We start from the raw sequence: 13,700 nt of genomic DNA, 5'->3' as shown, positions 1-13,700 counted from the left end.
GTTATCCAACCAAGAAAAGTGCTTTGAGTTGTAACGCCAAAATCCGTTTTGCTCTGGGATCAACGAAGTTTGTTACGACCACCGCACATCCATAAGCAATCACCGTTGCAATTGCCGCACCGACTCCAGCGTAAATTGGAATCAGAATAAAATTGAGCAGCACATTGATCACCGCACCGATCAGAGTCCTCTGTAATGACAGCTTGAGAAACCCCTCAGCAAAGCTCCACGACTCTTGAGCCACCCCCAGAAACACAAACACACCTGCCCAAATGTGAATTGCTAAGATGGGTGCAGATGCAGCATAATCGCTGCCAAACAAAAGCATAATCAGCCATTCTGCTAGAAAAGTGACTGGGAGCGCGATCGCATAAGCAAGCCGTACCAGAAAGTTAAATAGACCTTGTAGTCGTTGATAGTACAGATCAATATCTTTCGATCGTAGTTCTACAATCGCAGGAAAGGCTGAGGAAGCCAGAGCCATCGGCACAAAATACCAAATCTCAGACAGCTTCACGGCTGCTGAATACACTCCAACCGCTTCACTCCCCATCATTTCATTCAACATCACCTGATCAATCTTCATGTAAGTCATGATTGCTAAACCTGACAGAATTAAAGCCCAACAGTTTTTCAGCAATGTCCGGGCGCGAGTGATACTTCCCCGCCACGAGGTCAAAGAAAATCCTCTAGAGCAGTAGGCTGCAATTAGTCCAATTGCAACTAGGATGCCCTCAAAACAAGCTGCCCAAGCAAAGGCAATCAGGGGCGCTCTGATCTGAATGAGTGCCACTCTCACCCCAACCGTAAAGATGAAGGCGGCGCTTTTTGCAAGAATTGAATACTTCGATTGCAACTGCGATTGAAACCAAAAGTCAATAATGTCAAAGGCTTGGAAGATAAATCCTGCGGCAGCAATTCCTACAAGCCATTGAATCATTGCATCGTTTGGGCGCATCCAGTAAATTACACCCAACGATAACAACCAAGCCGCAGTGCCACCTACCAATCGAATTAGAAAAGTCGTACCTAGGATTTCATCTTTATCAGCAGGAGATTGAACAATGTCGCGAACCACAAGCCCCTCTAGCCCCAATGTCGCAATGGGACTGAAGAGCGCAGAAAAAGCGATCGCATAGTTAAACAGTCCAAATTGCTCTGGCCCTAAGTATCGAGCAACCCAAACGCCTACAATCAGCGCCAATCCCATGCGGAGAATTCGATCGATAAGCAACCATCCCGTATTGCCAAGAATCTTTTGTACGGTATAGCGCCCCTCCAGCTTAGTGCGAAGAAACGGAGGCAGAAGTTGAACCCAGGATTGATTCATACCGGTAAGCTCCTGACAGATTGAAGTTCAGGAGCCGACTTTCTTTGCTGTCTGTATTCAATCTGCAAGCGGATTAATGCGATCGTATACAACACCCAAATATAGTTTGCACCTGTCAGCAGTGTGTGTGAGACGTTAAAGAAAACTAGGTAAACCAAGATCAGAAGTGGCAAGCTGCAATCTGCTGAACCGTTTTGCAAGCTGTACTTCACTGCTTGAGCGAGCCCGACAAACCAAGACATAAAGAACAGGATGAGTCCAAACACTCCCAAGCTCAATGCTAAATCAATAAAACCATTGTGGGCATGAGTTGGAATAAAACCACCATAAATGATAATGCCATGAGCCGGATCATCATCTCCACGCCAAGCCTGCCAAAAGCTATTAATGCCGTAGCCTACAAACAAATTATGCTGCTCTAAGCGATCGATCAGCTGTGGCCAAAACTCTGTTCGTCCTGTCAGTGACATATCTTTGCCCAAAGCCGCGAAAATGAGTGGAAGTAAATACTGCATAATCACAGAGGTTACAATTGCTAAAATTAGCCCCCCGATTAGCAACACTGGAAAGTATTTACTATCCAAGAATTTCACCGATTGTAGAACAATGACTAAGACCGTTAAGACAACACAGATAAAGATACTCTGGGCAGAATTCGCCATTAACATCACCATGCCCAAAAAGCCTGCGATCGCAAATGCCTTCCATCGCTCTTGTTTAGGAGCATCTAAGCCATAAGAAACCCAGAGTGCAACACCGAACGCCAGAAAATTACCGAGATCAATTGGAAAAGGCATAATTCCAGATAGTCCTTTGTCTTTAATTGCTAGTGAGGGCACGATCGCAGGCGAACACAAATTAATAATGCCGCTTACAAATGCCAATCGTCGGAGTATGACGCATAGCGCTTTAAAGCTGTACTCCCTAGCAATATGAATCGCGAACAGAGTCGCAAATAGAAAGACCAAGCCGTACCTAAAACATAAAATCGGAGTTTCTGACCAAAAAGCAGATAACAGTGCCAAGAGCAATAACCCGAACAAAAACGGATTCTTGCCTAGATAAAGCAAGCCGCTAAAGAAGCTCCTAAACCAAGAGCTTAGTAGAAGAGCGATCGCACTATAGAAGGTCAATTGCACAAATGCAGATTCAGGAGACTTATCGAACCCAGCGAGCGCTTCTGGCTGAAAATAAGGGAATGGCGCAACGGTTGGGTGCAATCCGCTAAATAGAAAGATAAATGTAATCAGCCAGCGCAAACGATGGTTATTCTCCTCACGCGTCACCCAAGACGAAAAAAGCAGCAGGTAGATTGCCCCAATCACCGCAACGAGCAGTAAGACTATCGGATTAAAAAAGATCTCCCTCATAGCTTCTGCCTTCTGCGATTCGTTAACTCTGCTCAGTCTGCTTTATTAGACTTCCCTGATATACCTTAGATACGGCTAGCTGTTTCACTGCCAGCAATATAAATATCGGAATTGTGCTGGTATACCGCCACCATAGTCTTTTTGGCTCCTGGATAAGACGGTATAACCATTCCAGCCCAGCATTTTGAATCAAGCGAGGAGTGCGTTTTCTCAGGCCCGCATAAACCGGGAAAGCCCCACCTAAACCAATCATGACAGCTTGCACCTTACCCCTTTGTCTAGCAATCCATGCCTCTTGCTTAGGGCATCCCAAAGAAACCATAACTAATCCTGCGCCACTCTCGTTAATCGTTTGCGCGATTGCTTGCTCTTCCGTTTCCGTACAAGGACGAAACGGCAGTGGTGCAGCACCTGCAATTTTCAGATTTGGAAACTCGCTTTCAAATCTCGCCTTCATGCGTCCCAGTATTTCAGGTGTTGAACCTAGGAGAAAAATTCCTACGTCCTCTTCGATCGCACGGCTACAGAGCGCCAAGATAATATCTAAACCAGCAACTCGGTCTTGTCTGGGCTGCCCTAACCACCTCAACATCCACACTAAGGGCATCCCATCTGGAGTAACGAGATCAGCCTTCTTCAAAATATCGGCAAATGCAGGATCTCGACGGGCTTCCACTAGCATATGGACGTTTGCCACACAAACGCTTTTACTCTTTTGCTGCTTCGCCCATTGCATCATTAAGGAAATTTGGGCTTCAAAATCTAAAGCAGTAACACGAACATCCACAACCTCAAGGAAGGGAAACGTCTCTTTCAAACTCGTATCCATAGGAGCCAATTGTTCTTAGGGTGCAGTAATGGCTTAAGCTTCTAGTTCTGATTAATTTGAGACAGTATTCATAGCACCATGTGGATCAACTAAAACGACAATCTGAACACACGGATTCGGGAATTCGGCTTCTCTGCTCTACTGAGAGGCGTAGACAGTACGCCAAAACAGATAGATAAAAGCTAAGCTGAGGTAACTGAGATCTGAATGACCTTCAACAATTGCATAGTCTTAGTGACCTTGAGACCCTAAGCTAATGTGGATTCACTATTTGAAGTTTGTTGCGGCTAGCATGGCCTAAAAATGCTACAGCATTGCTCTAATGTTGCTTCCGGGGCTAGCTCATCACCCTGATTTCCTCGCTATTCGTTATTCATATGTCTGTAGAGTTCCCCATTTGAGGCGTTACACCACATTGAAAGAAACAGGAGAAATTTATTCCTTTGGTTGTCCGATGCTCGAAGTCGTGCAACACTTCTTCAAACCAGCGGTCTAGCATGGCAACACTGGTTTGGAACGTTGTGTCTGCTTGTGCCAACCACCTTGCAAGCTTCGTTATCCCGTTTTCCCGATCAATTGCCGTTTCAAAATCAATTGCCGTTTCAAAAATGTGTCTGCGGTCTTCTTTTTGTTGATGCAGAGGTACCAGAGCGGAGATATGTCCTTCACCTGCTGCAAGATGACTTGACATCTAAGATAGTTGCAGAACATTACCCATTTGAGCGAGTCGGGGGCGAATCTTAAAATTTATAACCTTTTTTAACATTGCTGAGAAACTGATCTCAAAATGAATTATTAATAGAGTTTTACAACTTTTACTGCAAAGGGCAGCGTATCCCCTTTGGTCGCTACGCTTAACGATGTGCTGCACGATTGCCCCTCATTAACAATGGTCCATGAAAGTACTCTTGCTTTATCCCAAGTTTCCTAAAACGTTTTGGTCGTACGATCGCTTTATGCAGATGGCAGGACTAAAAGCCTTTATTCCACCGCTCGGAATTTTGACGGCTGCTGCATTGCTGCCAGCCGAGTGGGAGATGCGGTTTTGCGATCGCAATGTGCAACTCGAAACCGACGACGATTGGAACTGGTGTGATTTAGTCATTCTGTCTGCAATGCTGGCACAAAAAACCGATTTTCATGCCTTGATTCAAAAAGCAGTGCAATGCGGTAAGAAAGTTGCGGTGGGTGGGCCTTACCCGACGTCTCTGCCAGAAGAAGCTTTAGCTTCAGGTGCTCACTATCTTGTGTTAGATGAAGGAGAGCTGACGGTTCCACAATGGATTGCTGCCCTTGCAACCGGAGCAGAACAAGGAGTCTTTCGCAGCGTGGAGAAGCCCGATGTGACCACGAGTCCGATTCCGCGCTTTGATTTACTCAATTTAGATGCTTATTTGATGATGGCGATTCAGTTCTCGCGGGGTTGTCCGTTTAACTGCGAATTCTGTGACATTATCACACTTTACGGACGTAAGCCCCGGACTAAAGAGCCGCAGCAAGCGATCGCAGAACTCCAAGCTCTTTATGATCTCGGTTGGCGCGGCTCAGTGTTTATTGTGGATGACAACTTTATTGGCAATCAGCGCAACGTTAAACGATTCTTGCGCGACCTGATTCCGTGGATGGAGGCACATCATTATCCCTTTACCTTTGTCACCGAGGCATCCGTCAATCTGGCTGATGATCCAGAACTGTTAGATTTGATGGTGCAAGCAGGCTTCTATGGGGTGTTCCTGGGGATTGAAACACCCGATCAAGATAGTCTGCAAACAACTCGTAAATATCAAAACACCCGCAGTCCTTTAGTTGAAGCGTGTCACACGATCACGCAGGCAGGATTGTTAATCTATGCTGGATTTATTCTCGGATTTGATGGAGAGCGATCGGGGGCGGGCGATCGCATTCGAGCGTTTGTGGAAGAAACCCAGATTCCACAACCCATGTTAGGGATTCTTCAGGCGCTTCCCAATACCGATTTATGGGAACGACTCAAGCGAGAGAACCGACTGCGGCGGACTCACCAAGATGCCCTAGAGGTCGGTGATCAAAATACCTTAATGAATTTTCATCCCACTCGATCGCTCGATGAGATTGCTCACGACTACATCAGTACGCTTTGGACATTGTATGAACCCGCGAACTATCTAAAGCGTTGTTTTCAGCACTGCCTAGACATTGCTCCGAATCCACGGCTGCGTCAAAGCTTACATTTCCCACTCGGAAAGGGACTCCGATTAATCATGCAGGTGATTTGGCTTCAGGGCATTTGTCGAAAAGACATTCGCGCACAGTTTTGGTGGCAACTCTGGGAAATGATCCGCCGCAGACCGCGATCGCTGAATCTCTATATTGGATTGTGTGCAGCCGGGGAGCATTTTGCTGAATACCGTAGCTTGGCAAGAGAGCGCATTGCTCAGCAGATCGGACATGATCCGCTCAATCCTCCCCAGCTAAACGAAGCGGTTGCCTTCGTCTAGACCCGATGCGATCGAGCTTGCTTTTGGGGCATTGATTTCACCCGGTTGTGTAACTTTTTGCTCAAAACTGGCTATAGCAAACAGGTGGTCGCCTGTCCGCCGGATCATCCCAGTGGCTGGAACTTCCTCGTCAACCTATTGGCAGGATTGATTGCCTACACCTATCAGCCCAAGTTACCCTCGCTCGACTTGCAACCAAAAGGCTTGCCTGCTCCGCCTCCTGCCATCTTCTAATCTGTCGAACTGACGTTAAAAAGTTTCGCTCTCTGGTTCCCCTTAGCGCACTGAAAAGGCCCGATCCCAACTGCCCGTGATCGGGTCTAGCAAAAAGCTGAGTACAGTTTTCTGACGCGTGACAACTTCAGCGGTGGCTGCCATGCCGGGGGTAAGGGGAACCTCCTGACCATTCACTCGAACCGAATGCTGCTTGAGTCGCACCTGCACTGGAAAGACCAACCCTGCCTCTTTCTCATTCACTGCATTGGGACTGATTTTACTGACCGTTCCCTCCACCATGCCGTACTCCTGGTAGGGAAACGTAGCAAGCTTCACCTTGACGTGCATCCCTGTTTTGATGAATCCAATATCTTGGTTTGGGACTTTGGCTTCTACCAGCAGTTCTTCACCAGCGGGAACGATCGACAGCAGTTCATCGCCTGCATGGACGGCTGCCCCCGTTTTCGCCACTTTCACGTTGTAAACTGTGCCCGTTACGCCTGCTCGAATCGTGCTTTGTTTCTGTTGTTCCCTGGCTTGGGAGAGTTTGCCTTCCAGATCGGTCAATTCCTGCTGTTGCTTATCAATTTGAGTCAGAATCTCACTCTGCCGTTCCGACTCTAATCGACTGGCATTATTCTTGGCGGCTTGAAAGGCTTGTCGCGCCTGCTCGATCGTCTGATCCTGAATTGCAATTTCTTTTTGTAACCCTTCCACTTTGTTTTGCGTGTCGATGTAATCAAACCGGGGCACGGCTCCTTGGCTTGCAAGCGATCGCATTGCCTCAGATTTTTGTCTGCCGTAGGAGAGGTCTGCTTGTAGACGAGTTTTTTGTACCTGAGTGGATCGAATCGTACTCAGTTGTCGGCTGGCATCCGCTTCAGCCGCTGCTCGGCGATCGCGGTACTCCCGCAAGCGTGAGGCTAGCAATTCATTTTGCAACACGGTTCCTGTCCGCACTTTCCCGCTCCGTTCGGCTTCTAAGCGGGCTAGGGAATCCCGATTTTGCGTGGCCAGAGTTTGCAACTGCTGCACTTCTGCTGTGGATTGGGTTGGATCAAGTTGCACTGGGACGTCGCCTTGCTTAACCACCTTTCCTTCGGTCACATTAATCTCGCGCAGTTGTCCACTGGCCAGCGATCGCATTGGTTGCACCTGGGTTGCCGGAGCAATCTCCCCCTTGGCTGTGGCGACTTCATCGATTTTGCTAAATGCTGCCCAAGCGATCGCCCCAGTAACAGCAAGGCAGATGCCACCAACTAACACACGGGTATAGACAGGCGGCAGACGACGCACCGCATTACCGAGTTTGTAGTTGAGATAACTCTGGGTATTGGCAAATTGCTGTTTGGTTTGCTGACGTTGAATGGGAGAAGAGCGCGGCATGTTCATATTTGCCTCCAATTTTATTTGAGTAGAAGTGACGGCTCAATATTTGGCTGGAGATTTGAGTCTAGAACTTGGAGAATGCAGTCTAAAACTAGAAAATTGGGCTTCTGAGGTTGAAAATTTGAGTTCAGAACTCCATGTTTGAGGTTTTGATCGCGATCGTTGAGGGTCTAAACTGAAAGACTGCAGTGTAGAGTGGGCACTGCCCACCCTACTGCTTGATGTGTTAGTTGCCGTACTCGTCGTGGAAGCGCGGTGTGACGATCCGAATGCTATCCATGTCGTACACACCACCGCCATACTGCAGATCATCACTGTGATCCAGTTGATAGGAAATTTCTTTACCTGTTCGCCCATTGCGCGGAGCATAAGGAGCTTTCCCCTCCTTCATACGCTTTAGGTTTTCCGGGTCTTCCCAACCCTGGCTAAGCTTTGAATCTTGTGCAACAAGCTTCCAAAAGGTTGCACGAAACTCGTCAAAATTCTTGAAATCTTTTCCTCGTAATTGGCGAGCAATTTGACCTGGAATCAATCCAATTGGAGCACGCTGCTTACCTTGATTATCCAGAGGTTGGAATAAGTAATCAGTATTAGGTAGAGTTTCACCTCCTACAGCGACACCGGGTTCACGGCGCATCTTATCTGTATCTCTCCAATCGGGGAGCTGCAATGCCTCAGGATTTATCCTCATCGTCCTTAACAATTCCCAAGTTTCCCTCTTTCCAAATGGTGTCGTAGCCCCTGGTCTTATTTCTTCTGACATAAGCTCAGGATGCCGATCAAGGAATTCCTGAAGCATCGCTCTGTCCTCAGGGGTAGCTTTCTTGGGAAGAAGTTTACTGGCATCGAATCGGAAAGGGGGCGAATTTATTTCTCCTGATGGAGTTGTATTTTGCGATTGATTCTCAAACGTAGGGGGTTGAGCAGGATCAGTTAGTTCAGCACCGTTTTTACCCCATACACGGGATTTTATCCGTTTAGCAACCTCTGACAAGCTCTCTCCTGGATGGATCTCATCTAAACGCCCCAGTATTGAGGGATCGTTAAGATACTTAAGGTCACGGGTGTCCTGAATGTGAGGCAGCAGAGGATCGAGTTGATCGGGAGGGGAAGGATTCCAGGGCGATGGAGCAGTGCCCAAGCCTCCGTTAGAAACCCCGTCATGACCTGGCTGAGCAGGGAGTAGTCGGTTGGTGGGATCTGCTTCAGATTGCTGAGAGGGTGTAGATTGTGCACCTCCTCCCAGTAGTGAACCGAAACCACCCAGGAAAAGAGCACCTGCAGCAGGTTTCAGCCATGAGGGAAGATTCAATTGCGGGGAGCTACCACCTGGCTTTCCAGGAGAGGTTCGGTTGGAAGATATTCCTGAGTTTCTGTTCAAAGCGCCAGAAGCTGTACCCTGACTGATTGATTGGGGAGGTCTATTTGAACTTTGATGAGGAGTCGAATTGCTTTGAGTACCTTTTCCTCTTGTAACAGGATTGCCTAAACCACCGCGTTGCTGTGAGTTACCGGAACCTCTATGTGGACCTCTGCTACCAGGATTACCTAGACCACGTGCTGGTTGAACACCACCGTCTGCGCTTCTGCCAGGGCTTGTACCAGCGACACCTTTAGACGAACTTCCTTGAGTTGGTCGCGTTCTGCCTCTAGTCCCTGGTTTGGGTCGAGTGAGTACAGAGCCTCCTGATCCATGATTTTGTGCTGATTGATAGCTGCCCCTGCGGGGACGTGCGCCAGCTAAATTTTGTGCTCGTTGCGGACTTCCCGATTTGATGGAGTTTTGTGAATGGGGACTGATCGATTGACTGGCTGGCCCAAATTGATGGCTTTTGCATCACTTTCCGCCCTGGTAGCAACATTAGCCGTCTTGTCTAATCCTTTGGCAGTCTTAGCACTCTTGCCTGCCTTCAATCCCTTAGCAGCCCACTTGCCAGCCTTAGCAACGTCACCTCCGGGAAGCATGGAAACTGCTGAGATCGCGGCATTGGTGTAGTCTCCTTCAACAGTGTACCAGGCAGCATTCACTCCATCTGAAATAGGTGTCGGATCAATGGTGCCAATGACATCCAGGGCAGTATGCCCAAAATCACTCCAACTCCAAGCGAGCCGCTCACTCGCTACAGCTCCATCAGTACTCTTCCAGGTGGAATTGTCAAACGAGCCGTTCACCTGCTGGATCAGTTGAGCCCCAGAGAACACCTGAGTTTCCGGTGTGATGGTTCTTGCCAGATTCACAGCAGCAGCCATATTCAGCAGTCCCGCTCCGGTTTGAGTATCCCAACCGGATTGCTGAAGATCGGTTGCGGTTGATTCCAGTGTGCGAGTCACCTAGCGATAATCAAGCGTGGGATTGGCTGCCCACATCCTGGAAATCGTGCCTGTCACTTCTGCTGCCGCTCGCGACGTACCCGTGAAAGCGTCACCCGTTTGCTGGCCCGGTGCCACCAGATCTAAGCCATTACCATAGCTGGAATAATCGGCGCGATGATTACCGTCTGCTGCGCCTACCGCAATGATGTTATCAAACTGTTGGGATGCTTGCCCCAGAGCCGACATTGCACTCCCCTGATTGCCTGCGGATGCCACAATCAATACGCCATTGTCGCGGGCATAGTTGAGGGCTTGCTGTTCTGCGGTTGTCAGTTGCGATCTCGTTGTCACACTACCATCCGGATGTTTCTCCGTCAGGTCAAAACTGAGGTTAGCAACTGCTTGCTTTCCTAGTGTTTTGGCAGCATCTACAAACTTTGTTAGTGAGTTTGCCCAGTTACCATTGCCGACTCCCCCACCTAACCAGGCTGGAGATTGGGGATTACTTTCGGCGATCGTTTTCAAGACCTTTGTACCGTGTTCTCCAGCACCAAACCCTTGATCGATAACGCCAACTAAGGGTTGCTGTGAACCAGGTGAGGTTGGAGCAGAACTACTATGCGTTTCAGCTCTTCCTGCATTGACTTGCTCAAATCCTGCTTGACGGTAGGTTTGAGGCTGAAATGTAGCATTTGATTGTTGATTCGAGTAGCGTTTCTCTTGACGTTCCATTATTTTTCTCCTGAATGTTTTGATTGAAGTTTCATCCTCTATGACTCATTCAGCACTCTTGATAGGTTTTATGATTTGTCAGATGTCAGATGTAGTTGCTGACCACTAACTAAACAGCTGCCTGCTGTTGTTGATAGAGCGTCCAATAAGCTCCCTTTTGCCGTAACAGGCCTTCATGGGAACCCTGCTCAATCAGCACTCCTTTTTCCAATACCAGAAAGCGATCGGCTTGTCTCAGGGGTGAAAATCGGTGCGTAATCATGACAACGGTTCGCCCTGCTCGAATGCGTTCTAAATTCTGCATGACTCTCCGTTCCGTTTCGCTGTCTAATGCACTAGTCGCTTCATCCAAAATCAGGATTGGCGCATCAGAGAGAAACAATCGCGCTAATGCTAATCGCTGTCGTTGCCCACCGGATAAGCCTGTCCCCCGTTCACCAATCTGGGTCTCGTAGCCTTCGGGTAATTCCATGATGAAGTCGTGGGCAACTGCCATTCGAGCTGCTTCGATGATTCGTGCCGGTGAAATGTCCGGATTGTTGAAAGTAATGTTGTCCGCAACTGACCCGTTGAACAGAAAGTCATCCTGTAACACCACACTTATTTGCTGCCGCAAAGAGGTTAGATTCACGCCTTTGATGTCAAATCCATCCACCAACACCCGTCCCGATTCTGGCTGATAGAGCCGTTGAATCAGCTTTGACAAGGTACTTTTTCCAGAACCACTGCGACCGACAATGCCAATGAACATCCCCGGTGGCACATCAACAGAGATCCCTTTCAATGCAGGTTCCAGGTGTGGTTGATAACGGAAGAAGAGTTGCTCGAAGGTGACCTGTCCCTGAAGGAGTGGCAATACCAGCCCAGTTTCTTCGGTCTCCTCCGGATCAGCATTGAGAATGTCGCCCAGCCGATCAACGGACAGTAACACTTGCTGAAAGTCCTGCCAGAGTTGAGCCAGCCGCAGGAGCGGTGAAATTGCCCGTCCTGACAGCATCTGAAATGCGACCAATTGCCCCACGGTGAGGTGATGTTCAATCACCAACATGGCTCCAAACCAAAGGATCAGTAACTCTGAAAGATGGGTCAAAAACTCACCAATGTGACCATCCACATTGGAAATGGTGGAGGCCCGAAAGCTGGTTTTGACATAGCGGGCGAACAAGCCTTCCCAGCGTTCGCGGGTTGCCAGTTGAGCCGTATGAGCTTTCACCGCATGAATCCCCGAAACCGTTTCGACCAAAAACGATTGGCTATCGGCATGGCGATTAAAGGATTCATTCACCCAGTTACGGAGGATGGGTGTCACCACCAGAATCAACGCAATCAATACTGGCAAGATAGCCAAGCTGATCAGCGTTAATTTGGGGCTGTAGAACACCATCATCGTCAAATAGACCACGATGAAAGCAGCATCCAGCACCACGGTGAGAGCCGTTCCAGTGAGAAACTGACGAATATTTTCTAGCTCCTGCACCCGTGCTACGGTATCGCCTACCCGTCGCGCTTCAAAGTATGCCAGGGGTAACTGAAGCAAGTGACGAAACAGTTGTGACGATAGACTCAGATCTAGTCGTCGGGCGGTGTGGGTGAAGATGAACAGGCGCAGGATGTCCAGCACCGCCTCAAAGACGCTCACACCTAAAAGCGCGATCGCCATCACATGCAACGTTGAAAGGCTCTCATGCACAATCACTTTGTCAATCACGACCTGCGTGATAATGGGCGTCGCGAGTCCCAAAAGCTGCAAGACTAATGAGGCTACCAGCACTTCGATCAACAGTTGTTTGTGGCCAGATCGCAGGCAAAAACCAATCCAGATTGAAAGTTGCGGCTTTTGGTAAGGGTTCAACCAGCCACAGTTGCCCATCCCAAGCAGCTTCCACCATCTCTCGCGGCAGGCTTTCGCATCGTTTGCTGCGGTTCATCGGATCAGCAATGACCAACCGTTCTCCGTCTACTTCATACACCAGCACCCAATGATCTGTTGCCAGTGCAGTAATGCCGGAAACGACAGCCGCTTCAGATTCGACCAATCCGTTTGAATATGGTGCAGGTGCAGTCCCAGCTTCTCCCCTGCTTCCACCAGATTTGGGGCAGCCTGCCCTCGCACCTGTCGTTGTACTTGTTTCAGCGGAACCGGAGTTTGCATTTGCTGCGTCACCATGGTGAGGCAAGCCGCTGCGGTATTGAGGCTGAACTCATAAGGATAGCCAGAAACTGGATGGGGCAATCTAGGATCAAGCGGTTGATAACGCCAACGCAAGTCCGCCCAGAAACTCTTCAGTTCATGGGTAGTGACATCCTGCCAGAGGTTAAACTGCCAGAACACGACCACCACTTTTTTGCTAGCGGCTCTGGCTTTCCAGTATCCGACCAATTCCAAAGCATCCCCACACCCATCTCCAGGCTTCAGCGTCACAGATTTTTCCGCTTCCAGGGCTGATCGTCTTGGCTCCTGCACCAATCGCACCTTCCCAGAAATGACGAGTAATTGACTACCGGGTGTGCGACTTGACCACAGCACTTCACCCATCTGATGACAGCTGACCTGAGCCTCTTGACGGAAGAACAGTTGCTGCTCATCATTCAGCAAACTTAGCGGGGGTTCGTCCCAGGGCAAATTCAGTGCATAAATGTCCTGCCGTTCCTGTTGAACAACCATTTAGCTCACCTCTAATTTGACAGACATTGCTGACACCTGTTCACTCAGCCATTGGGCAAAGATTTCATCTCGCAATTGTGCCTCTAGTTCCTCATCCAATTCAGCAGGTAGAAACTCGTCCACCTGAAATACATACCAGTCGTCATCTAGTAGTAGCGGACCAATTAAGCCTCCTGATTGAATTTGCCCGATCGCCTCTAAATCTTCTGATAAATCTGCGTAGCTAAACGATTGAGCGATCGCGATTTCCAGCGCATCTTCTGCATTAGAGTTGTTGGGAAATAAGTTGTAGAGTTATGAGATTCCTGCTTTTTGCCATCAGCTTAAGCAGCGAGCAAGTAAAAGTTCCATAGTCCAGCAGCAGTCAGCATGAGAGGGT

Annotated in this window: 12 protein-coding genes and 1 pseudogene; 2 read left to right on the top strand and 11 right to left on the bottom strand. The window is 48.7% G+C overall.

Annotation, left to right across the window (positions count from 1 at the left end; translation table 11 throughout):
- Position 1 precedes the first annotated feature (1 nt).
- The 4 genes from NC980_RS20390 to NC980_RS20375 all read right to left on the bottom strand — a co-directional run bounded on the left by NC980_RS20390 (position 2) and on the right by NC980_RS20375 (position 4,220).
- Positions 2-1,330 carry a flippase gene (locus NC980_RS20390; RefSeq protein ID WP_190377122.1) on the bottom strand — a complete coding sequence of 443 codons (1,329 nt, stop codon included), beginning with the start codon at positions 1,328-1,330 and terminating at the stop codon, positions 2-4.
- Positions 1,327-2,700, bottom strand: a complete 1,374-nt coding sequence (locus NC980_RS20385; RefSeq protein WP_190377121.1) for an O-antigen ligase family protein — start codon at positions 2,698-2,700, stop codon at positions 1,327-1,329. The genes NC980_RS20390 and NC980_RS20385 overlap by 4 nt, the downstream gene beginning before the upstream one ends.
- 22 nt (positions 2,701-2,722) lie before the next feature.
- Positions 2,723-3,529 carry a WecB/TagA/CpsF family glycosyltransferase gene (locus tag NC980_RS20380; protein WP_190377120.1) on the bottom strand — a complete coding sequence of 269 codons (807 nt, stop codon included), beginning with the start codon at positions 3,527-3,529 and terminating at the stop codon, positions 2,723-2,725.
- Positions 3,530-3,902: 373 nt separating this feature from the next.
- Entirely contained in the window at positions 3,903-4,220 is a 318-nt protein-coding gene (locus NC980_RS20375) for a hypothetical protein (RefSeq protein WP_190377119.1), read from the bottom strand.
- A 205-nt stretch (positions 4,221-4,425) separates the two neighbouring features.
- On the opposite strand from NC980_RS20375, the gene NC980_RS20370 reads away from it, so the two are divergent.
- Complete coding sequence (locus NC980_RS20370; RefSeq protein WP_190377118.1) at positions 4,426-6,006, top strand: B12-binding domain-containing radical SAM protein; 1,581 nt, start codon at positions 4,426-4,428, stop codon at positions 6,004-6,006.
- Between the two features lie 45 nt (positions 6,007-6,051).
- Complete coding sequence (locus NC980_RS20365; RefSeq protein ID WP_348254044.1) at positions 6,052-6,240, top strand: hypothetical protein; 189 nt, start codon at positions 6,052-6,054, stop codon at positions 6,238-6,240.
- A gap of 42 nt (positions 6,241-6,282) precedes the next feature.
- Here NC980_RS20365 and NC980_RS20360 read toward each other — a convergent pair whose 3' ends face one another.
- From NC980_RS20360 to NC980_RS20330, 7 genes and pseudogenes are all read right to left on the bottom strand, one after another.
- Positions 6,283-7,608 carry an HlyD family type I secretion periplasmic adaptor subunit gene (locus tag NC980_RS20360; protein ID WP_199298548.1) on the bottom strand — a complete coding sequence of 442 codons (1,326 nt, stop codon included), beginning with the start codon at positions 7,606-7,608 and terminating at the stop codon, positions 6,283-6,285.
- Positions 7,609-7,837: 229 nt separating this feature from the next.
- Entirely contained in the window at positions 7,838-8,923 is a 1,086-nt protein-coding gene (locus NC980_RS20355; protein ID WP_206753826.1) for a hypothetical protein, read from the bottom strand.
- A 236-nt stretch (positions 8,924-9,159) separates the two neighbouring features.
- On the bottom strand, positions 9,160-9,306 hold the full coding sequence (locus tag NC980_RS20350; RefSeq protein WP_190377115.1) for a hypothetical protein: 147 nt from the start codon (positions 9,304-9,306) through the stop codon (positions 9,160-9,162).
- 45 nt (positions 9,307-9,351) lie between these two features.
- Complete coding sequence (locus NC980_RS20345; protein ID WP_199298547.1) at positions 9,352-9,942, bottom strand: hypothetical protein; 591 nt, start codon at positions 9,940-9,942, stop codon at positions 9,352-9,354.
- Positions 9,943-10,656, bottom strand: coding sequence for a S8 family serine peptidase (locus NC980_RS20340; RefSeq protein WP_199298546.1), 714 nt, complete (start codon positions 10,654-10,656; stop codon positions 9,943-9,945).
- A gap of 109 nt (positions 10,657-10,765) precedes the next feature.
- Positions 10,766-13,321: pseudogene (locus tag NC980_RS20335) on the bottom strand (peptidase domain-containing ABC transporter).
- Positions 13,322-13,444 (bottom strand): hypothetical protein, encoded by a 123-nt coding sequence (locus NC980_RS20330; RefSeq protein WP_277881398.1) that lies wholly within the window; start codon positions 13,442-13,444, stop codon positions 13,322-13,324.
- Between the last annotated feature and the right edge of the window lie 256 nt (positions 13,445-13,700).

This window comes from Leptolyngbya sp. AS-A5 (genome assembly GCF_039962495.1).
Classification (GTDB): domain Bacteria; phylum Cyanobacteriota; class Cyanobacteriia; order Leptolyngbyales; family Leptolyngbyaceae; genus Leptolyngbya.
Note: the sequence above shows the minus strand (reverse complement) of the source record. Positions and strands in the feature narration are given on the sequence as shown.